This is a genomic window from Streptomyces fructofermentans (assembly GCF_014651055.1).
In the GTDB taxonomy this organism is placed as follows: domain Bacteria; phylum Actinomycetota; class Actinomycetes; order Streptomycetales; family Streptomycetaceae; genus Streptomyces; species Streptomyces fructofermentans.
Genome location: NZ_BMWD01000009.1, coordinates 248,857 through 269,051, shown reverse-complemented (window position 1 = coordinate 269,051; position 20,195 = coordinate 248,857). Strand labels below are relative to the sequence as shown.

Below are 20,195 nucleotides of genomic sequence, written 5' to 3'. Positions count from 1 at the left end.
GACGAGCCAGGAGCGGCAGATGAGCGCTGTGACCCCCGCTGGAGGCGACACCGCGGCGGGCCGTTCCTGGCCCGAGGTACTGAACGGACTGCTCGACGGACGGGACCAGAGCGCGGACGACACCGCGTGGGCGATGGACCGCATCATGCGGGGCGAGGCCACCGACGCGCAGATCGCCGGGTTCGCGGTGGCCCTGCGGGCCAAGGGCGAGACCGTCGAGGAGATCTCCGGCCTGGTCCGCGCGATGTACGAGCACGCGAACGTGATCCAGGTGCCGGGGGAGACCGTCGACATCGTCGGCACCGGCGGCGACGGCGCGAAGACCGTGAACATCTCCACCATGTCCTCGATCGTGGTGGCCGGCACGGGCGCCAAGGTCGTCAAGCACGGCAACCGGGCCGCGTCCTCCGCGTCGGGCGCCTCGGACGTCCTGGAGAAGCTGGGCGTCAACCTCCAGCTCACGCCCCAACGGGTCGCCCAGGTCGCGGAGGAGGCCGGGATCACCTTCTGCTTCGCGGTGAAGTTCCACCCCGCGCTGCGGCACGTGGCGGCGGCCCGCGGGCAGCTCGGGATCAGGACGACCTTCAACTTCCTGGGCCCGCTGACCAACCCGGCCAAGGTGAAGGCGCAGGCGGTCGGTGTGGCGGACCTGCGGATGGCGCCCATCGTGGCCGGCGTGTTCGCCGAGCGCGGCAACTCCTCGCTCGTCTTCCGCGGCGACGACGGGCTCGACGAGCTGACCACCACGTCCACGTCCCGGGTGTGGGTCGTACGGGACGGGAAGGTCCGCGAGGAGTCCTTCGACCCGCGGGACGTCGGCATCGAACCGGTGCCGGTGGAGGCGCTCCGGGGAGCCGACGCCTCGTACAACGCCGAGGTCGCGCGGCGGCTGCTCGACGGCGAGAGCGGGCCGGTGCGGGACGCGGTGCTGCTGAACTCCGCGGCTGCCCTGGTGGCCCTCGCGCCGGGTGACGGGTCGCTCGCGGACCAGCTCGGCGCGGGCATGGCCGCGGCCGCGCGGGCCATCGACTCCGGGGCGGCCAGGCGGACGCTGGAGCGGTGGGTGGCGGCGACGAACGCGTAGCACCGCGCACCGGGAGCCCCTGTCTCCCGGACCCGCTGTCCCGGAGCCCGCTCCCGGACCCCTTCCACGGGTCCGGGAGCGGGCTCCGGCATGCGGGCGAGCCCTCGCCGTCCCGCCATCCGGACCGGGGGTTGCGTCGGAAAGATCGTGTGGCAGGATGCTTGGCAGGTCATGAGCGACAGCCATCAGGCCCCGGCCGGCTGTCCGGCAACCCTCCGTCCGTGGCGGGGTGCCCCGGGTGAGGACCAGGTCGCAGGCAGTGAGGTCTGCGGCAAGCGCGGACCCCTCGCACCACCAGGGGTCCTGGTCGTTCGAGGGAGCCTTCCGTGAGCCAGCGAATGCGATAGGGCGTCGAGCCCCGCCTCCGCGTACCCCTTTTCCCCGCCTTGCCCGCGCCGGGCCGTGCCTTCGGGCGCCCGTTCCGCGCGGTGCTGCCGCCTGCCTCACACGGGAGTTCGCCATGTCTGTCCCCACCGCTGTCGCGGACCAGTCGCTTTGTGCCCCGCTGGGCGTTCTGGGCAGTGATGTCACAGTGCCGCTCGTCACCGGCGGCGAGGTCGTCTACGCCGCCCTCGACTACGCGGCCAGCGCCCCGGCCCTCCAGCGGGTGTGGGACGACGTCGCCGCGTACGCGCCCTACTACGGCAGCGTGCACCGGGGCGCCGGCTACCTTTCGCAGCTCTCCACCGACCTCTTCGAGAACGCCCGCAGGACCGTCTCCGAGTTCCTCGGCTGCCGGGCGGACGACCAGGTCGTCTTCACCCGGTCCACCACCGACTCGCTGAACCTGCTCGCCGCCGCCCTCCCCGCCGACTGCCAGGTCTTCGTCTTCGAGACCGAGCACCACGCCTCGCTGCTGCCCTGGCGGGACGCCCGGGTCAGCTTCCTCGACGCCCCGCGCACCCCCGGTGAGGCGGTCGCGACGCTGGAGCGGGCCCTCGCGGACCGCGACCCGTACGGGCCGGCGCTGGTGTGCGTCACGGGGGCGTCCAACGTCACCGGCGAGCTGTGGCCGGTGCGCGAACTGGCCGCCGCGGCCCACGCGCACGGCGCCCGCATCGTGCTCGACGCGGCCCAACTCGCCCCCCACCACCCCGTGTCCGTACAGGAGTTGGACGTGGACTGGGTCGCGTTCTCGGGCCACAAGCTGTACGCGCCGTTCGGTTCGGGCGTGCTCGCCGGGCGCTCGGACTGGCTGCGTGCGGCGCAGCCGTACCTCGCCGGCGGCGGCGCGAGCCGCAAGGTCGCCCGGCGCGAGGACGGCGGCGTGGACGTGGAGTGGCACGAGAGCGCCGCGCGGCACGAGGCGGGGTCGCCGAACGTCATCGGCGCCTACTCCATCGCCTCCGCCTGCAAGGCCCTCACCGAGGCCGGCTTCGACACGCTCGTCGCCCGTGAGCGGCGGCTGATCGCGACCGTGCGCGAGGGACTGGCCGAGGTGCCCGAGGTGCGGGTGCTCTCGCTGTTCGGCGACGACGCGCCCCGGGTCGGCGTCATCTCGTTCGTCGTCGAGGGCTGGAACAGCTCGCACTTCGCGGCGGCCCTCTCCGCCGAGTACGGCATCGGCGTACGGGACGGGCTCTTCTGCGCGCACCCGCTGGTCCGCACCCTGCTCGGCGGCACCCCCCAGACGCAGGGCGAGTGCGGTGCGCCCGAGGCGGCACCCGGCGAGAAGTCGCTGAACGCGATCCGCGTCAGCTTCGGCGCGGGCACCCCCGACGAGCACGTCGAGCGTTTCGTGCGGGCGGTCAAGGAACTCGTGAGCCAGGGCGCGCGCTGGAACTACCGCACCGAGGACGGCCGTTGTGTCCCGGACACGGGCGGTGCCACCGCCTCCGCGACGGCCTGAGGAAGTCGCCCGCCGAGCCCGGTCGGGGTGCGGCGGGCCGCCCGGGCGTCCGGGCGGCCGGCGTACGGAGTCCTCCGGGGCCGCACGCCGGGTGGGCCGGGGGACCGGTCAGTTGTCCAGGCCGATGGCGAACGCGGCCTCCAGGTCGTGCTGCGAGTAGGTGCGGAACGCCACGTGCGTGTCCGTGCCCTCGACCCCCGGAATCTTGCTGATCTTGCCGGGGATGACGTCGGCGAGGTCGTCGTGGGCCGCCACGCGGACCATCGCGATCAGGTCGTACGTGCCGGTGACGGAGAAGACCTCGCTGACGCTGTCCAGCGCGGCGATCGACTCGGCGATCTCGGGGATCCGGTCCACGCTGGTCTTGATGAGCACGATCGCGGTGATCACGGCTGGTTTTCTCCCTCGGTGGCCGTCGCTGGGGATTTCACTCTATCCGGACGCCCGTACCTGGCCCACGCGTAGAGGAAGCCCGCGGAGAAGCCCAGGAGATGGGCCAGATAGGCGACCGCGGGGCCCTCGGTCGTACGGGTCGCGGCCAGCCACTGCAGGGACACCCAGAACGGCAGCACGACCCAGGCCGGAAACCGCAGCGGCAGGAAGAACAGGAACGGGAAGAGACTGGTCACCCTGGCTTTGGGGAACAACTGGAGGAACGCGCCGAGGACCGCGGAGATCGCGCCGGAGGCCCCGACGAGCGTCTGCGCGGAGTCGGCGTGGGCGGCCGCGTACCCGAGCAGGGCGAGGCTGCCGCAGCCCAGGTAGAACAGGGCGAACCCGACGTGGCCCATCCGCTCCTCGACCATCGCCCCGAAGACGTAGAGGAAGAGCATGTTCCCCAGCAGGTGCAGCCAGCTGCCGTGCACGAACAGCGCGGTGACCAGCGACGCGGCGGCCCGCGGAGTCCCTTCGAACAGCTCGGTGGGGATCACCCCCCAGCGTTCGAAGTAGGCCCGCTGCGCGGAGAGGAGCCCGTCACCGGTGCCGTACGTCGGGCTGAGTCCCGAGGCCGGACCGATCAGGAAGATCAGGCAGCACACGGCGATCAGCGCGTAGGTCACCGGAGCGGACTGACTGCGGACCGCCCTGCCGACGGTCGTACCCCAGGTGCCGATCATGAGCAGAGCATGACGTAACGGGCCCGATCGGCGCAGAGTGCCTCGCCGCTTCCGGTGGACGGGCGTCGAGTACCCGCCAGGCCGTAGGGTTACGTGCCACACGCTCCAGGGAGTCTGGTGCGGCACACGGACACAGGAAAGCGAGCGACTGCCACGATGACGGTTCCCCTCCCGAACGCCGAGACCCGGTGGCGCTGCTCGCTGTGCGGCAACCTCACGCGCTTCGACGTGACCCGTTCGTCGAAGGTCGTGGAGTACGTCCACCTCGACCTGGCCGGGGAGCCGAAGGTGGAGGAGCGCGAGGTGGTCAGTGAGACCATCGAGTCGGTGCGCTGCCGCTGGTGCAACGCGGTGGACCAGGTGGAACTGGTGGACAGGCCGGGCGCCGGCTCCTGACAGGAGCGACGCCCACGGACGATGGGGTGAAGGATGGTGGAGACCACGGGCGGGGAGCCGGACGACGGCACCGCCGAGGTGCTCGACCGTCCCCTTCCCGACGGCGTGCGCCGCCGGGTCGTGCAGATCGTCTCGGACGGTTTCGGCGGCCTCACCATGGCCGAACTGCCCGCGCAACTGCGGCAGTACGCCCGGTTCGCCCCCAATCGCCGCGCCAAGTTCGCGGGGAACGCGATGGCGGCGGCACTGGAGAGCGAACCGCTGTTCAGACAGCGCATCGCGGAGAAGCTCAGGGACGCCCAGCCGGAGCTCGCCGACGCCCTCGCCGCGGGTTCGCCGCCGCCGGCCGCGGACCCGCTGGACGTGGCGGCCGCGGCCTACGTGCTGCGGCCCACGGGCTGGGTGAAGCTCGTGACCGCCGCGGGCGAGGAAGCCCTGCGGGCGGACGCCGAGCGCGCCGACGACGAGAGCCGCGCCGAACTGGAGCGGCTGCGCGAGGAGCTCTCCCGGGCCCGCGGCCAGACGCGTGCCGAGACGGACCGGCTGCGCTCCGAACTCGACGCGGCGAAGAAGGAAGCCGAATCGCTTCACCGCAAGCTGCGCGGGGCCCTCAGCGACGTCAAGCGCGGTGAGGCGGCCGTGCGCAAGCTGCGCGACGAGATGGAGTCCGTACGCAGTGAGGGGCAGACGCAGGTCTCGTCCGCCGAGAGCGAGTCGCGCCGGCTGAAGGCGCGGCTCAGCGAGGTCGAGGCCACCCTGGAGGCCACCCGCCGCGCGGCCCGAGAAGGTCGCAGCGTCGAGGACATGCGCGTACGGCTGCTGCTCGACACCGTGCTCGAGGCGGCGCAGGGGCTGCGGCGCGAACTCGCCCTGCCGCCCGTGTCGGTGCGGCCGGCCGAGACCGTGGACGCGGTCGAACCGGGACGTATGACCCCGAAGGACATCGCCGCCCGGGCCCTGTCCGAGAACGACCCTGCGATCCTCGACCAGTTGCTCGCGCTGCCGCAGGCGCATCTGGTCGTCGACGGCTACAACGTCACCAAGACCGGCTATCCGCAGATGCCGCTGGAGAAGCAGCGGCTCAGGCTGCTCGGCCAGCTCTCGCAGCTCGCCGCCCAGACCGGCGCGGAGGTCACCTGCGTCTTCGACGGGGCCGAACTGGCCGCGCCCGTGCTGCTCGCGCCGCCGCGCGGGGTGCGGGTGCTGTTCTCCAAGCCCGGCGTCACCGCGGACGAGTTGATCCGCCAGCTGGTGCGCGCCGAACCCCCGGGCCGGCCCGTCATCGTCGTCTCCACCGACCGCGAGGTGGCCGACGGGGTGGCGAAGGCGGGGGCGCGCCCGGTCGCCTCCGTGGTGCTGCTGAAGCGCTTCTCGCGGGGCTGAGCGGGCCTCCTCGCGTCGAGGGCCGCCGTCCTGCCGGTGACGCGCGCCCCGGGCTCCCGTGCACCTGCCCTTCGCGTCCCGTGCGCCCGCCCGTGCGCGTGCGTCCCGGGAGCGGAAACGTCCTTGCGCAAGGGTTGAAACAGGAGCGTTCCGGGGACCCTGCCGACCCTTCGCGGCCGCCGGCGCTCTTCTGCGGCTTACGTCGCGTTGGTCCCGCTAGTCCCAACCGCAACGTATGTGCGGCGTGCCCGAATTGGCGAAACCTTCACGCAACGTAGCGTCAAGCGAGTATTACTGCACGTGAGTTGAGTGCAAAGAATGCGGTCCGTGACTGAGATTTTTCCCGCGAGGATTTGAACTGATCACAGTGAGGTCACTAGGGTCGGGCGTCGAACCTCTACTCGGGTGATCACTCATTGGGAGTGACGGTGGAGGGGCACCGCCAACCGGCGTCTTCGGTGGGCGGCTGAGGTAAGAAGGAGCTCGCCTCCGTGGCGTCCCACCGTCGACCGAAGCAGCCGAGCCGCACCCGTGTGACCGTGCTCACCGCCGCCGCCGCTGCCGCCGTGGCTCTCAGCGCGAACGCCGCCAACGCGGCGCCCAGCGAGAAGCCGAGCAAGGACGAGGTCAAGTCCAAGGTCGACAAGCTCTACGAAGAGGCGGAGAAGGCCACCGAGAAGTACAACGGGGCCAAGGAGAAGCAGGAGAAGCTCGAGAAGCAGATCGACGATCTGCAGGACAACGTGGCGCGCGGCCAGGAGGACCTCAACACCCTGCGCGACGGCCTCGGTTCCATGGCGAGCGCCCAGTACCGCACCGGTGGCATCGACCCCTCGGTCCAGCTCTTCCTCTCCTCGGACCCGGACGACTACCTCGACAAGGCCTCCGCGATGGACCAGCTGAGCTCTCAGCAGGTCGAGACGCTGAAGAAGGTCCAGGAGAAGCAGCGTTCGCTCGCCCAGCAGCGCGAGGAGGCCTCCGGCAAGCTGGAGGACCTCGCCGACACCCGCGAGACGCTCAAGAAGAAGAAGGACGAGGTCAAGGGCAAGCTCGCCCAGGCCCAGAAGCTCCTCAACAGCCTGTCCGCCGCCGAGAAGGCCGCGCTGGACGCCGAGGAGGACCGCGCCACCCGCGCCAGCGAGCGCGACGCGCTGAGCGGCGGCGCCAAGCCCGTGAGCGGGCGCTCCGGCTCCGCGTACGCCGCCGCCCAGAGCAAGATCGGCTCGCCGTACGTCTACGGCGCCTCCGGCCCCAGCTCCTTCGACTGCTCCGGCCTCACCTCCTGGGCGTACGCCCAGGCCGGCGTCGCCATCCCGCGCACCTCCCAGGCGCAGGCCAACGCGGGTACGCGCATCTACTCGCAGAGCCAGCTCCAGGTCGGCGACCTGGTCATCTTCTACGGCGACCAGCACCACGTCGGCTTCTACGCGGGCAACGGCCAGGTGCTGCACGCCCCGCGCAGCGGCACGGTCGTGCGCTACGAGTCGATCAACAACATGCCGTTCCAGTTCGGCGTCCGGATCTGATCACCCGCTTCCGCTCCGGACCGCTTCCGGAGCGGGCCGGAGACTGATCACCACGCCGCCCGAACGGGCGAATTCCCGAGGCTCCCGCTGACCCCGCGCCCCGCCGATGACCTGCGTCTGAGGCGGGGCGTCACGTTGTGTGCACGTGTGGGTCTTTGGCCGTGACGTGGTCGCACGGCTACTGTCTGGCGCGTTTCCCCCAACTCCGGGGGTCCGTCAGCGGAAGGGAGTGCGGTTTCCCTTGGGGTCCCATCGCCGCCTTGCACCGTCCGGCTTCGACCGGGGCGCCCGAGGCGCCACCCTCTGCGTGCTCACCGCCGCGGCCGCCGCACTCGGCGCCCTGCCCGCCGGTGCCGCGCCGCACGACGACGGCAGAGCCGAGGTCGACCGGCTCTACGAGGAGGCCGAGCGGGCCACGGAGTCGTACAACAGGGCCGACGAGCGCGCCGACGACCTGCGCGGCCAGGTGGGCCGGGCCCAGGACCGGATGGCCCGGCAGCAGGAGCGCGTCAACACCATGCGGGACGCGCTCGGTTCGCTCGCCGGCGCCCAGTACCGCTCCGGCGGCATCGATCCCTCCCTGGCGCTGATGCTCTCGGAGGACCCGGACGACTACCTCGACAAGGCCGCCGCCCTCGACCGCATCACCAGCCGTCAGGCCGGGGACCTCCGGGATCTTCAGGGCGCCATGCGCGAGCTGTCCCAGGAGCGCGAGGAAGCCACCCGCAAGCTCGCCGAACTGGAGCGCAGCCGCGCGGCCGTGGCCCGGCACAAGCGCGCGGTCGAGCAGAAGCTGTCCAAGGCGCGGCGGCTGCTCAACGCGCTGCCCGAGGGTGAGCGCGCGGCCCTCGACCGCGCCTCGCGCTCCGGCCGGACGCCCGACCTCTCAGGAGCCGTGCCGTCCTCCGGACGCGCCGCCGCCGCGGTCGCCGCGGCCCGGTCGGCCGTCGGCAAGCCGTACGTGTGGGGTGCCAACGGGCCCGGCGGCTTCGACTGCTCGGGCCTCACGCAGTGGTCGTACGCGCAGGCCGGTGTCGGCATCCCCCGCACCTCGCAGGCCCAGGCGCACGCGGGACGCCAGGTACCGCTCTCCCAGGCACAGCCCGGCGACCTGGTGACGTACCGGAGCGACGCCAGCCATGTCGGCATGTACGTGGGCAACGGCCAGGTGGTCCACGCGCCCTACCCGGGCGCGGCCGTGCGCTACGACCCGGTGGGCATGATGCCCGTCTCGGCCGTGACGCGCCCCTGACCCGTCCGGCCCGAGCCGTCCGCACCCGACCCGCCCGGCCGCGCGCCGTACGATCGTGATCGTGGCCGGTCGTGGGCGTGCGTCGAGGTGGGTGGTGGCACTGCTGCTGGCCGGCCTGGCCGGCCTGGTCGGCTGCGGCGGCCCGACCGGCGCGGACGGCGCGTCCGCCGACGTGCGGCGCGTGCTCGACCGGCGGTCGGCCGCGGTGCGCGAGGGCAGCGAGGCGGCGTACGTGGCCACGGCGGCGCCCGGTTCCGTCGACGCCGGGGAGCGGTCCGCCGCCCGTACCGGCTTCCGCAATCTGCGCGAGGTCCCGCTGACGGACTGGTCGTACCGGATGACGGGCTTCCACCGGTCGGGTGACCGGGCCACGGCCGACGCGGAACTGCGGTACCGGATCGACGGGTACGACAGGGCCCCCGTGGTCACCGCCCGCACGCTCGCCCTCGCGCGCACCGGCGGGCGGTGGTACGTGACCGGCGACCGGCCCGCGGAGGGCTCCGGCCGGCAACTGTGGGAGCAGGGGGCCGTGACGGCCGTGCGCGGCGGGCACAGCCTCGTTCTCGGCGTGGGCCGCCCGGCGGGCGCGCTGCGCGCCCTCGCGGAACTGGCCGACCGCGCGGTGCCCGCCGTCAGCGGGGCGTGGGGCGGCGGCTGGGCGCAGCGGGTGGTGGTCCTGGCGCCGGCCTCCCTGGAGGACATGGCGGGGCTGCTCGGTGCGCCCGCGTCCGGGTACCGGGGGATCGCCGCGGTGACCACGGGGGAGGCGGGCGGCCGGGCGACCGCGCCCGCCGACCGGATCATCGTCAACCCCGAGGCGTACGGGGAACTCGGCTCCTTCGGCCGGCAGGTCGTCATCACCCACGAGACCACGCATGTGGCGACCCGCTCCTCGACATCGGCGGCGACCCCGCTGTGGCTCTCCGAGGGGTACGCGGACTGGGTCGGCTACCGCGGCACGGGCCGCACCGCGCGGCAGGTGGCGCCCGAACTCGCCAGGGCGGTGGCCGCGGGCCGGGTGCCGACCGAGCTTCCGGCGGACGGCGACTTCGCGTTCGGCGGCGACACGGGGGCGCTGGCTCGGGCGTACGAGAGCGGCTGGCTGGCCTGCCGTTTCGTCGCTGAGCGGTGGGGCGAGGAGCGGCTCGGCGACTTCTACCGCGCCGTGGGCGCGCACGGGCGGCGGGCGGGCGCGGTCGAGGCGGGGCTGCGAGAGGTGCTCGGCACGACCCCGCGGGAGTTCACGGACCTGTGGCGGGCCTACGCGCGCGACCGGCTGGGGTGACTCCGCCGCCGGCCGGGTACGGGCCCTCGAAGGCGCGCCGTGCGCGCGGGACGGGGCCCCGCCGCTCGGCGCCTCGGTGACCCGGGTGGACGCCGTGGCCCCCGTGGGCCATTGTCGCCGCGGCCGTGCCGTGCGGAGTGCCTCCGGCGGCCCTGCGACGTCAGGAGTTCAGTGTCTCCCCGGTACGGGCGGTGCGACCGGGCAGACCCTCGGGGGCCTCCGCCGAGGCCGTGTCGCGCCACAGCAGGACGGCCCCGGTGACGGACGCGGCGACCAGCAGGCCGTTGCGCACGACGAGCAGGGTGATGCCGAGCCCGTCACTGCCCACCACGTGCGCGAACCAGATCGGGAACTCGAGCACGGTGAAGAAGCTCGCCGCCAGGACCATCCCCGCCGGGAGCCCCATCCGGCTGCCGCGGAAGACCAGGCACGCGGCGGCCAGGCCGACCAGCCACACCAGGTACTGCGGGCTGATCACCCGGCTCGTCGTCGTGAACAGCAGGACGGCCACGAACGCGGCGTCGGCGGCCGTGTGCGCCGAGAACCGCGTCGCGCACAGCCGCCACAGCAGCAGCCAGCCGATCGCGCACCCCGTCAGCATCAGCGCGAGCGTGCTCACCAGGTCCACGTAGGGGCCGAGGAACTCCACCGAGCCGTAGTTCAGCAGCACCTGGCCCTCCCAACCGTGGTGCCTGGCGATGTGGAACACCAGGGAGCCGAGGGACTCGACCTCGGTCCCGCGGTCGCGCTGGAAGGTCAGGAAGGCGAACGCGCCGGGCATCGCCACCGCGAACAACAGTGCGAGAGCGCCGGCCGTCAGCGCGGCGGAGACCCACGCCCGCCGCCGTACGACGCCGACCATCAGCAGCGCCGGCCACACCTTCAGCAGGGCCCCGAACGCGACCAGGGCCCCCATCACCCGCGGATGCCGCGCGCCCGCCAGGATCGCGGCCACCGCCACGGCCGTCACCATCACGTCGTAGCGGGCGTACACCGTCGGGCCGAGCAGCGGAACGCCCACGACCCACATCCAGGCGCCGCGCCGCGACCTGCCGGGACGCCGTCCCGCGTACGCGAGCAGGGCGAAGGCGGCCAGGTCGGCGAGGCAGGCCAGGACGAAGAACGCCGACGTGTAGGCCAGGAACGGCAGCAGCGCGGGGGAGAGGATCGCGAGCGCGGCGGCCGGCGGGTACTGCCAGGTCACGTCGTCCAGCGGGAAGGTGCCGGTGCGCAGGACCTCGAACCAGCCCTGGTAGATCACCGAGACGTCGCTCGTGACGTCCGGGCCGGGGAAGACGACCACCTTGAAGACGAAGAGCAGCAGCGCCAGCCTGGTCAGGCTCCAGGTCCCCACCAGCAGGTACGGGAATCCCGTCCCCCTCGCTCCCGACATGCCCACCAGTCCTCATCCGTGTCCGAGCGGATCCTGTGCGGCCATGATCGCCCGCGCGGCTGTGCGAGAGCCGTGAAGCGCGGCCGCGCGGAGCCGCAGGGCACGGGTTCGGTACTGTCGACGGCGATGCACAAGACCCTGATCGTGACCAACGACTTCCCGCCGAGACCGGGCGGCATCCAGGCCTTCCTGCACAACATGGCCCTGCGCCTGGATCCCGAGCGGCTCGTCGTGTACGCCTCCACGTGGAAGCGGGGCCGGGAGGGGGCCGAGGCCACCGCCGCGTTCGACGCCGAACAGCCATTCGTCATCGTACGCGACCGGACGACCATGCTGCTGCCCACGCCGAGGGTCTCCCGGAGGGCCGTCGGCCTGCTGCGGGAGCACGGCTGCACCTCGGTCTGGTTCGGCGCGGCGGCCCCGCTCGGACTGCTGGCGCCGGCGCTGCGGAAGGCCGGCGCGGAGCGGCTGGTGGCCACCACCCACGGCCACGAGGCGGGCTGGGCGCAACTGCCCGCCGCGCGTCAACTCCTGGGCAGGATCGGTGAGTCCACGGACACGATCACCTACCTCGGCGAGTACACGCGCTCGCGGATCGCCACGGCCCTGACGCCCGCGGCGGCCTCCCGCATGGTGCAGCTTCCGCCCGGGGTCGACGAGAAGACGTTCCACCCCGGGTCGGGCGGGGACGCGGTCCGCGCCCGGCTCGGCCTGACCGACCGGCCGGTGGTCGTGTGCGTCTCGCGGCTCGTACCGCGCAAGGGGCAGGACACGCTGATCCTCGCCATGCCGCGCATCCTGGAACGGGAGCCGGAGGCGGTGCTGCTCGTCGTCGGCGGCGGCCCGTACGAGAAGGATCTGCGCCGGCTCGCGCACGAGACCGGTGTCGCGGGTTCCGTGCGCTTCACCGGAGCCGTGCCCTGGTCCGAACTCCCCGCGCACTACGGGGCGGGCGACGTGTTCGCGATGCCGTGCCGCACCCGGCGCGGCGGCCTCGACGTCGAGGGCCTCGGCATCGTCTACCTGGAGGCCTCCGCGACCGGGCTGCCCGTGGTCGCCGGCGACTCGGGCGGCGCCCCCGACGCGGTGCTGGACGGCGAGACCGGCTGGGTCGTGCCGGGCGGCAGCGCCGAGGACGCGGCCGAACGGATCGTCGCCCTGCTCGGTGACGCGGAGTTGCGGCGCCGCATGGGTGAACGGGGCCGGGCGTGGGTCGAGGAGAAGTGGCGCTGGGACCTCCTGGCCGAAGGGCTCAAGAAGTTGCTGTAGGGCCCGGGGCCCGGTGTCCGCGGCCTTCCGGCCTGAGGTGTCCGGGGGCGGGGCGCCGGTCGCAGGGCCGCGGGTCCGGCGGCGACGGGCCTGCCGTGCACGGGATTCGCGGCCGGCCCCGGCCGTGCCCGCTCCGGTCGGCCCGTGCCCCTACGCGAAGACACACGACGTGACGAGAAGCGGGGCGGGCCGGAGCGGGGCGCGGAGGAAGCGGGGCGACGCGACGCGGGGCGCGGACGGGGTCCGCGCCCGCCGGGGCCCTCGACTCGGCGCGGGCGGAGCCGGAACGCCCCGCCCCGTGCCGAACAGGGGCCTCAGCCCCGGTAGATGGCCTCGATCTCGTCCGCGTAGTCCTTCGCCACCACGTTGCGCTTCAGCTTCAGCGACGGCGTCAGGTGGCCCGAGTCCTCCGTGAACTGGGCCGACAGGACGCGGAACTTGCGCACCGACTCCGCCTTGGAGACCGCGGCGTTGCCGTCGTCGATCGCGCTCTGGATCGCGGCGAGGAGATCCGTGTCCTCCCGCAGCGACACCGCGGTGGAGCCGGCCGGCTTGCCGTGCTCGTCGGCCCAACGGCCGAGGAACTCCTCGTCGATGGTGACCAGCGCGCCGACGAACGGCCGTCCGTCGCCCACCACCATGCACTCGGCGACCAGGGCGTGCGCCCGGATGCGGTCCTCGATCACGGCCGGGGCGACGTTCTTGCCGCCGGCGGTGACGATGATCTCCTTCTTGCGGCCGGTGATGCGGAGGTAGCCGTCCTCGTCGAGGGTGCCGATGTCACCGGTGTGGAACCAGCCGTCGGCGAGCGCCTCGGCGGTCGCGCCCTCGTTGTTCCAGTACTCCTTGAACAGGTGCTCGCCGTGCAGCAGCACCTCGCCGTCGTCGGCGATCCGCACCACGGAGCCCGGCAGCGGCTGACCGACCGTGCCGATCTTCTGGCGGTCCCACGGGTTGAAGGCTGTGGCCGCGCAGGACTCCGTCAGGCCGTAGCCCTCGAGGACCGTGAAGCCGATGCCGCGGAAGAAGTGGCCCAGGCGCTCGCCGAGCGGCGCTCCGCCCGAGATCGCGAACTCGCCCTTGCCGCCGAGCACCGCGCGCAGCTTGCTGTAGACGAGCTTGTCGAAGGTCTTGTGCTTGATCCGCAGGCCGATCGACGGTCCCGAGGGGGTGTCGAGCGCACGGCTGTACGCGATCGCCGTGTCCGCGGCCTTGTCGAAGATCTTGCCCTTGCCGTCGGCCTGCGCCTTGGCCCGCGCCGAGTTGTAGACCTTCTCGAAGACCCGCGGCACGCCGAGGATCAGCGTCGGCCGGAACGAGGCCAGCTCGTCGGTCAGGTTCTTGATGTCCGGGACGCAGCCCAGCTTGATCGGCGCCATCATCGGCGCGACCTGCACGAGCCGCCCGAAGACGTGCGCGAGCGGGAGGAAGAGCAGCACCGAGCACTCGCCCGTGCGGAACAGCGGACGCAGCCGCTCCACGATGTTGCCGCACTCGGCGAAGAAGCTGCGGTGGGTCAGCACGCAGCCCTTGGGGCGGCCGGTCGTACCGCTGGTGTAGACGATGGTCGCCGGGTCGTCGGCCTTGGCGAGCGAGCTGCGCTCCTCGACGGCGGCGTCGGTGACGTCCTGGCCCGCACGGGCCAGCTCATCGATGGCGCCGGCCTCGATCTGCCAGACGTGCTTGAGGTTCGGCAGCCGGTCGCGCACCGACTCGACCGAGGCGGCGTGGGCGTCGAGCTCCACGACGCAGGCGGTCGCGCCCGAGTCGCCGAGGATCCACTGCACCTGCTCGGGGGAGCTGGTCTCGTACACCGGCACGGTGATCGCGCCGGCGCTCCAGATCGCGAAGTCCAGCAGCGTCCACTCGTAGCGCGTGCGGGACATCAGGCCGACCCGGTCGCCGGGCTGCACGCCCGAGGCGATCAGGCCCTTGGCGGCGGTCTGCACCTCGGCCAGGAAGGCGGTGGCCGAGACGTCCGTCCAGGTGCCGCCGACCTTGCGGGCGATGACCGCGACATCAGGATGCTGCGCGGCGTTTCTGCGGACGATGTCGGTCAGATTGCCGTCCGCAGGGACCTCGTACAAAGCCGGAAGGCTGAACTCGCGCAAGACTGCTGCTCCTCATAGGGCGCCGACGCCACGACTGCGTGTGATGCGACGGAGCGGTCCAAGGCTCGGGCAAGGTGCTCCGGGAGTCGGTTGTTGAAACCCTGAGCACGACTGGACTGCCCGGACGTTACCCGCCGGTACTGCCTCTGGGACAGGGGGGTCCGGTGAGATGTTCCCCGCGTCACATGGACGGGCGTTCCTTCGCGCACAGTAGTCCACGGGTTCACCGGCTGGGTAGTAACCGCAGGTCCGCCCGCGTCTACACACGTTTGCTCCACAGGCTTACCCTTGATCGCCATGGCAGGTACACAAGGCGGCAGCGGCGACGGGACCTCGCGGAGGGCCCCCCGGAGGACTGCCCGGACGCGGATCCACGTGGTGAGCGACGTGCACGGAAACGTGCGTGACCTGGCCCTGGCCGGCGAGGGCGCGGACGCCCTGGTCTGCCTGGGCGATCTCGTGCTCTTCATCGACTACGCCGACCACACGCGCGGCATCTTCCCGGACCTCTTCGGCGCCGAGAACACGGACCGCCTCGTCGAACTGCGCACGGCCCGGCGCTACGACGAGGCCCGCGAGTTCGGCCGGGCCCTGTGGGCGGGGGTCGACCGCGGCCCCGCCATCGAGAAGGCCGTACGCAAGCAGTACGCCGAATTGTTCGCAGCCTTCCCGACGCCGACGTACGCCACCTACGGCAATGTCGACATGCCGCAGCTCTGGTCGGAGTACGCCGGACCCGGCACCACCGTGCTCGACGGGCAGCGCGTCGAGATCGGCGGCCGGGTCTTCGGCTTCGTCGGCGGCGGCCTGCGCACCCCCATGCGGACGCCGTACGAGATCAGCGACGAGGAGTACGCGGCGAAGATCGAGGCGGTCGGGGAGGTCGACGTGCTGTGCACGCACATCCCGCCGGAGGTGCCCGAGCTCGTCTACGACACCGTGGCACGGCGCTTCGAACGCGGGAGCCGCGCACTCCTCGACGCGATCCGGCGCACGCGCCCGCGCTACTCCCTCTTCGGGCACGTCCACCAGCCGCTCGCACGGCGCATGAGGGTGGGCGCCACCGAGTGCGTCAACGTGGGCCACTTCGCCGGATCGGGGAAGCCGTGGGTGCTGGAGTGGTGAGGGCCCGACGCGGCCGCGGGCCCGGGGACGGGCACCCGCCGACCGCGCGGTAGCCTTCACGCTGCATACACGGGTACGAAGCGTTCGTACCCGGAAAAGCACCCCCTGTCCGGACCGCATCTGGAGGAGCCACAGCGATGGCGGAACACACCAGCTCGAGCATCACCATCGAGGCGGCGCCGGCCGATGTCATGGGGGTGATCTCCGACTTCGCCCGCTACCCGGACTGGACCGGCGAGGTGAAGGAGGCGGAGGTGCTCGCGAGCGACGGCCAGGGCCGCGCCGAGCAGGTGCGCCTGGTCATGGACGCCGGGGCCATCAAGGACGACCAGACGCTCGCCTACACCTGGACCGGCGACCACGAGGTCTCCTGGACCCTGGTCAAGTCGCAGATGCTGCGCTCCCTCGACGGCTCGTACATCCTCAGGCCCGCCGGTTCCGGCGTGACCGAGGTGACCTACCAGCTCACCGTCGACGTCAAGATCCCCATGCTCGGCATGATCAAGCGCAAGGCGGAGAAGGTCATCATCGACCGCGCGCTGGCCGGGCTGAAGAAGCGCGTGGAGACGGACGCCGGGTAGCGCCCCGTCCGCCGGGGGACGGCAGCGCGTACCGTTCACCCCCATGCGCACCATCCTGTTCACCGGCCCCGGCGGCTCGGGCCGCACCACCGTCGCCGCGGCCACCGCGCTGGAGGCCGCCCGGCGCGGCTCCCGCGTCCTGGTGCTCTCGGCGGACCGCACCGACAGCCTCGGAGCCGTCCTCGGCACCCCCACCGGAGGCACGCCCACCGCGGCCGCCCCCGGACTGACCGCGTGGCGGCCCGACGCGACGGCGGGCTTCCGGGCCGACCTCCTCGCGTTCCAGGACCGGGCCTCCACCGCCCTGGACCTGCTGGGCGCGGCCCGGCTGGAGGCCGAGGAACTCACCCCCCTGCCGGGCGCCGAGGAGCTGGCCCTGCTGCGCGCCCTGCGCGACGCGTCCGCGGCGGACGCCCACGACCTGCTGGTCGTCGACCTGCCGCCCACCCCGCAGGCGCTCGCCCTGCTCTCCCTGCCCGAACAGCTGCGGCGCTACCTCCGCCGGCTGCTGCCCGCGGAGCGCCAGGCCGCCCGCGCCCTGCGGCCGGTCCTCGGCCGCCTCGCCGGCGTCCCGATGCCCGCGGACTGGCTGTACGAGACGGCCGGCCGCTGGGACGTCGAACTCGCCGCCGTCCAGCTCGCCGTCGAGGACCCCGACACCACCGTGCGGCTGGTCGCCGAACCCGGACCCGCCGGCACCGACGCCGTCCGTGCGGCGGCGACCGGCCTCGCCCTGCGCGGGCTGCGGGCCGACGCGCTCATCGGGAACCGCGTACTGCCCGACACGTCCCACGACGCCTGGCAGGCGGGCCTCGCCGCGCAGCAGCGCAAGGCGCTGGACGAGTGGCGCGACGAGTGGCGCGACACATGGGGGCGCACGTACGCGGTTGCGCACCTCGGCCGTGATCCGCGCGGCCCCGAGGACCTCGCCGCGCTCCCCGTGCCCGGCGCGGGCGAGGCCCCGGAGCCCGTCCGGTGGCCCGTCTCCGAGGGCGACGCCGACGGCGGCCGGGTCTTCGTCTGGCACATCCCCCTGCCAGGGGCGATACGGGAGGAACTCGACCTGGTCCGCCGCGGCGACGAACTCGTCGTCACCGTCGGCGCGCACCGCCGGATCGTCGCCCTGCCGTCCGCGCTGCGCCGCTGCACCGTGGACGGGGCCTCCCTGCGCGAGGGCGAGCTGAGGGTGCGCTTCGCCCCCGACCCGGAGCTGTGGCCGCGGACACGGTGAACGGCATACCCCCGTTCGGGTAACGTCGAGAGACACACAGCCGATGCTTGGAGTCCGCCATGAGCGATGAGCGCCCCACGTCCGACGCCGCGGGCGACGCGTTCGACGAGGTGCGCGACGAGGTGCGTGACGAAGCGCGCGCGACCGACGCCGACGCCTGGGCGAAGGCGTGCGCCGAGGACCTCGCCGCGGAGAAGGCCCGCCGTCGCACCGAGCAGGGCCGGCCGCCCTCCTCGGCCGCCGAGGAACTGCGCAAACTGGTCGACGCCGTCGCCGAGAAGCTGTCCGGCGCGCAGTCGCCGCTGTTCGGCGCCGTGGCGGGCGGGGCCGCCCAGCAGATGGTGAACCAGGTCGTGCAGCAGGCGAAGGCCGCGGTCGAGCCCGTCATCGAGCGGAATCCCGACGTCTTCGACCACCTGGCCGCCGCCGGCTCCGAACTGCTCGCCGCCTACCGGTCCGCGGTGGAGGCGCAGGAGGGTCGCTGGACCCGTGACACGTCCTCGCGTCCCAAGGACGAGGGCACCGGTCCCGGGGAACACATCGACCTGGACTGATGGCGCTCGGGTACGGTTGGCCGTAGCGGGGCTCGACCGAAACTGAGGGATTCATGGGACTCACCATCGGCGTCGACATCGGCGGCACCAAGATCGCGGCCGGCGTGGTCGACGAGGAAGGCAACATCCTCTCGACCTTCAAGGTGCCGACCCCCAACACACCGCAGGCGATCGTTGACGCCATCGCCGCGGCCGTGGAGGGTGCCCGGGCCGGGCACGAGATCGTCGGCGTCGGCATCGGCGCCGCCGGGTACGTCAACCGTCAGCGCTCGACGGTCTACTTCGCACCGAACATCGACTGGCGCCAGGAGCCCCTCAAGGCCGAGGTGGAGGCCCGCGTGGGCCTTCCGGTCGTCGTCGAGAACGACGCGAACGCGGCCGCCTGGGGCGAGTACAAGTTCGGCGCGGGCAAGGGCCACCGCAACGTCATCTGCATCACCCTGGGCACGGGCCTCGGCGGCGGCATCATCATCGGGAACAAGCTGCGCCGCGGGCACTTCGGCGTCGCGGCCGAGTTCGGGCACATCCGGATGGTCCCGGACGGCCTGCTCTGCGGCTGCGGCTCGCAGGGCTGCTGGGAGCAGTACGCGTCCGGCCGCGCGCTCGTGCGCTACGCGAAGCAGCGGGCCAACGCGACGCCGGAGAACGCGGAGGCGCTGCTCTCCCTGGGAGACGGCACCCCCGACGGCATCGAGGGCAAGCACATCTCGATGGCGGCCCGCCAGGGCGACCTGGTGGCCGTGGACTCGTACCGTGAGCTGGCCCGCTGGGCCGGTGCCGGACTGGCCGACCTGGCCTCGCTCTTCGACCCCTCGGCGTTCATCGTCGGCGGCGGTCTGTCGGACGAGGGCGAACTGGTCCTCGACCCGATCCGCAAGTCGTACAAGCGCTGGCTCGTCGGCGGGAACTGGCGTCCCGTCGCCGACGTGATCGCCGCCAAGCTGGGCAACAAGGCCGGACTGGTCGGCGCCGCCGACCTGGCCAGGGAGCCCGACCCGATCATGTGACACACGTACAACCGCCCGCCGCGCCCCGATCCCGGGGGACGGCGGGCTTTGTCGTACCGGGCGGTCGGCGGTCGGCGGCCTCCCGCGCGGACCGTGTGCGACGACCGGCGTTCCGGCCCGCTCCGCGGGGGCGCAGCGCGTAAATTGATCGGCATGCCGACGAGCCCGCCGCGCGCCACCGGTCCGCTGCCCCCGTCCCGCACCGAACCCGACGGTTCGGCCGTCGTCCGGGTCCTCAGCTACAACATCCGCTCGATGCGCGACGACACCGACGCGCTCGCCCGGGTGATCACCGCCTGCGAGCCCGACCTGGTGCTGATCCAGGAGGCGCCCCGGTTCTTCCGCTGGCGCAAGAAGCTCGCCCGCCTCGCCGCCGCCTCCGGGCAGGTGATCCTCTCCGGCGGCGCCACGGCGTCCGGCCCCGCCCTCCTGTGCTCCCTGCGCGCCACGGTCGAACGCACCGAGGACGTGCTGCTCCCGCTCACCCCCGGTCTGCACCGGCGCGGTTTCGCCACGGCCGTCGTGCGGTTCGGCGGCGCCCGCCTCGGAGTCCTGAGCTGTCACCTCTCGCTGCAGAAGGACGAGCGGTACGAGCAGGGCGGGATGCTCCTCGACCGGCTCGCCGCGCTGGGCACCCCGCACGCGGTCGCGGGCGGCGACCTCAACGAGCGACCGGGCGGGCGCACCTTCCGGCGCCTCGCCGGGGAACTCGGGGACTGCTGGACGGCGGCTCCCTGGGGCGCCGAGTACACCTCGACTCCCGTGGACCCCCGTCAGCGCATCGACGCGATCCTCACCACGCCGGGCGTGGAGGTGCTGGGCTGCGGTGTGCCGCTGGGGCAGCCGGGCGTGACGGAGGAGGACCTGAGGGCGGCCACGGACCACCTGCCGGTCCTGGCCGCCCTCAGGCTTCCCGCCTCCTAGATCCCGCCCGGCGCGCGGGCTCCCCGTCCCCCGGAGCCCGTCCGGCGCGCGGGTGGCGCACGGGTGGCGCGCACACACGTGGGGCCCGGCCGCTCACGCGCGCCGGG

Annotated in this window: 18 protein-coding genes and 1 riboswitch; of the genes, 14 read left to right on the top strand and 4 right to left on the bottom strand. The window is 73.1% G+C overall.

Translation table 11 applies throughout. From position 1 onward, the window contains the following. Nucleotides 1-19 precede the first annotated feature (19 nt). A complete protein-coding gene (trpD, locus tag IE265_RS15855; RefSeq protein WP_190036193.1) occupies nucleotides 20-1,084 on the top strand; it encodes an anthranilate phosphoribosyltransferase in 1,065 nt (354 codons plus the stop codon). Nucleotides 1,085-1,251: 167 nt separating this feature from the next. After that, a riboswitch (SAM riboswitch) is annotated at nucleotides 1,252-1,368 on the top strand. Nucleotides 1,369-1,544: 176 nt separating this feature from the next. Further along, entirely contained in the window at nucleotides 1,545-2,933 is a 1,389-nt protein-coding gene (locus tag IE265_RS15850) for an aminotransferase class V-fold PLP-dependent enzyme (protein WP_190036192.1), read from the top strand. Between the two features lie 108 nt (nucleotides 2,934-3,041). Here IE265_RS15850 and IE265_RS15845 read toward each other — a convergent pair whose 3' ends face one another. Both IE265_RS15845 and IE265_RS15840 read right to left on the bottom strand, forming a co-directional pair. Next, nucleotides 3,042-3,323, bottom strand: coding sequence for an Lrp/AsnC family transcriptional regulator (locus IE265_RS15845; RefSeq protein WP_190036191.1), 282 nt, complete (start codon nucleotides 3,321-3,323; stop codon nucleotides 3,042-3,044). After that, nucleotides 3,320-4,051, bottom strand: coding sequence for a rhomboid family intramembrane serine protease (locus IE265_RS15840; RefSeq protein WP_190036190.1), 732 nt, complete (start codon nucleotides 4,049-4,051; stop codon nucleotides 3,320-3,322). Before IE265_RS15840 ends, IE265_RS15845 begins: the two co-directional genes overlap by 4 nt. Nucleotides 4,052-4,207: 156 nt before the next feature. On the opposite strand from IE265_RS15840, the gene IE265_RS15835 reads away from it, so the two are divergent. From IE265_RS15835 to IE265_RS15815, 5 genes are all read left to right on the top strand, one after another. Continuing rightward, a complete protein-coding gene (locus IE265_RS15835; RefSeq protein ID WP_190036189.1) occupies nucleotides 4,208-4,447 on the top strand; it encodes a hypothetical protein in 240 nt (79 codons plus the stop codon). 33 nt (nucleotides 4,448-4,480) lie between these two features. After that, nucleotides 4,481-5,830, top strand: coding sequence for an NYN domain-containing protein (locus tag IE265_RS15830; protein ID WP_190036188.1), 1,350 nt, complete (start codon nucleotides 4,481-4,483; stop codon nucleotides 5,828-5,830). A gap of 491 nt (nucleotides 5,831-6,321) precedes the next feature. Continuing rightward, nucleotides 6,322-7,356, top strand: a complete 1,035-nt coding sequence (locus IE265_RS15825) for a C40 family peptidase (protein ID WP_190036187.1) — start codon at nucleotides 6,322-6,324, stop codon at nucleotides 7,354-7,356. Between the two features lie 241 nt (nucleotides 7,357-7,597). Then, nucleotides 7,598-8,608 carry a C40 family peptidase gene (locus tag IE265_RS15820; RefSeq protein ID WP_190036186.1) on the top strand — a complete coding sequence of 337 codons (1,011 nt, stop codon included), beginning with the start codon at nucleotides 7,598-7,600 and terminating at the stop codon, nucleotides 8,606-8,608. Between the two features lie 61 nt (nucleotides 8,609-8,669). Beyond that, on the top strand, nucleotides 8,670-9,893 hold the full coding sequence (locus tag IE265_RS15815; RefSeq protein WP_229916208.1) for a hypothetical protein: 1,224 nt from the start codon (nucleotides 8,670-8,672) through the stop codon (nucleotides 9,891-9,893). 160 nt (nucleotides 9,894-10,053) lie between these two features. Here IE265_RS15815 and IE265_RS15810 read toward each other — a convergent pair whose 3' ends face one another. Continuing rightward, the gene (locus tag IE265_RS15810; protein ID WP_190036185.1) at nucleotides 10,054-11,286 is read right to left on the bottom strand and encodes a glycosyltransferase 87 family protein; all 1,233 of its coding nucleotides are present in this window, start codon (nucleotides 11,284-11,286) and stop codon (nucleotides 10,054-10,056) included. A gap of 126 nt (nucleotides 11,287-11,412) precedes the next feature. Between IE265_RS15810 and IE265_RS15805 the strand changes: the two genes are divergently transcribed. Continuing rightward, nucleotides 11,413-12,555, top strand: a complete 1,143-nt coding sequence (locus tag IE265_RS15805; protein ID WP_190036184.1) for a glycosyltransferase family 4 protein — start codon at nucleotides 11,413-11,415, stop codon at nucleotides 12,553-12,555. Between the two features lie 314 nt (nucleotides 12,556-12,869). Here the strand turns inward: IE265_RS15805 and IE265_RS15800 are convergent, their stop codons facing one another. After that, entirely contained in the window at nucleotides 12,870-14,666 is a 1,797-nt protein-coding gene (locus IE265_RS15800) for an AMP-dependent synthetase/ligase (protein ID WP_190036183.1), read from the bottom strand. 375 nt (nucleotides 14,667-15,041) lie between these two features. Here IE265_RS15800 and IE265_RS15795 point away from each other — a divergent pair, with 375 nt between their 5' ends. From IE265_RS15795 to IE265_RS15770, 6 genes are all read left to right on the top strand, one after another. Next, a complete protein-coding gene (locus IE265_RS15795; RefSeq protein WP_190036216.1) occupies nucleotides 15,042-15,791 on the top strand; it encodes a metallophosphoesterase family protein in 750 nt (249 codons plus the stop codon). A gap of 137 nt (nucleotides 15,792-15,928) precedes the next feature. Continuing rightward, nucleotides 15,929-16,372: an SRPBCC family protein gene (locus IE265_RS15790; RefSeq protein ID WP_190036182.1), complete on the top strand. Its 444-nt coding sequence runs from the start codon at nucleotides 15,929-15,931 to the stop codon at nucleotides 16,370-16,372. 43 nt (nucleotides 16,373-16,415) lie between these two features. Next, nucleotides 16,416-17,603: an ArsA family ATPase gene (locus IE265_RS15785; protein WP_190036181.1), complete on the top strand. Its 1,188-nt coding sequence runs from the start codon at nucleotides 16,416-16,418 to the stop codon at nucleotides 17,601-17,603. A 59-nt stretch (nucleotides 17,604-17,662) separates the two neighbouring features. Then, nucleotides 17,663-18,157, top strand: a complete 495-nt coding sequence (locus tag IE265_RS15780; RefSeq protein WP_190036180.1) for a DUF5304 domain-containing protein — start codon at nucleotides 17,663-17,665, stop codon at nucleotides 18,155-18,157. A gap of 53 nt (nucleotides 18,158-18,210) precedes the next feature. Further along, entirely contained in the window at nucleotides 18,211-19,164 is a 954-nt protein-coding gene (locus IE265_RS15775) for an ROK family glucokinase (RefSeq protein WP_190036179.1), read from the top strand. Nucleotides 19,165-19,317: 153 nt separating this feature from the next. Next, entirely contained in the window at nucleotides 19,318-20,088 is a 771-nt protein-coding gene (locus tag IE265_RS15770) for an endonuclease/exonuclease/phosphatase family protein (protein WP_190036178.1), read from the top strand. The last annotated feature ends 107 nt before the right edge of the window (nucleotides 20,089-20,195 follow it).

Excerpts from the sequence above, each read along its gene's own strand:
- trpD (WP_190036193.1), top strand. The coding sequence starts at position 20 with ATGAGCGCTGTGACCCCCGCTGGAGGCGACACCGCGGCGGGCCGTTCC.
- IE265_RS15850 (WP_190036192.1), top strand. The coding sequence starts at position 1,545 with ATGTCTGTCCCCACCGCTGTCGCGGACCAGTCGCTTTGTGCCCCGCTG.
- IE265_RS15840 (WP_190036190.1), bottom strand. The coding sequence starts at position 4,051 with ATGATCGGCACCTGGGGTACGACCGTCGGCAGGGCGGTCCGCAGTCAG.
- IE265_RS15835 (WP_190036189.1), top strand. The coding sequence starts at position 4,208 with ATGACGGTTCCCCTCCCGAACGCCGAGACCCGGTGGCGCTGCTCGCTG.
- IE265_RS15830 (WP_190036188.1), top strand. The coding sequence starts at position 4,481 with ATGGTGGAGACCACGGGCGGGGAGCCGGACGACGGCACCGCCGAGGTG.
- IE265_RS15810 (WP_190036185.1), bottom strand. The coding sequence starts at position 11,286 with ATGTCGGGAGCGAGGGGGACGGGATTCCCGTACCTGCTGGTGGGGACC.
- IE265_RS15805 (WP_190036184.1), top strand. The coding sequence starts at position 11,413 with ATGCACAAGACCCTGATCGTGACCAACGACTTCCCGCCGAGACCGGGC.
- IE265_RS15790 (WP_190036182.1), top strand. The coding sequence starts at position 15,929 with ATGGCGGAACACACCAGCTCGAGCATCACCATCGAGGCGGCGCCGGCC.
- IE265_RS15785 (WP_190036181.1), top strand. The coding sequence starts at position 16,416 with ATGCGCACCATCCTGTTCACCGGCCCCGGCGGCTCGGGCCGCACCACC.
- IE265_RS15780 (WP_190036180.1), top strand. The coding sequence starts at position 17,663 with ATGAGCGATGAGCGCCCCACGTCCGACGCCGCGGGCGACGCGTTCGAC.
- IE265_RS15775 (WP_190036179.1), top strand. The coding sequence starts at position 18,211 with ATGGGACTCACCATCGGCGTCGACATCGGCGGCACCAAGATCGCGGCC.
- IE265_RS15770 (WP_190036178.1), top strand. The coding sequence starts at position 19,318 with ATGCCGACGAGCCCGCCGCGCGCCACCGGTCCGCTGCCCCCGTCCCGC.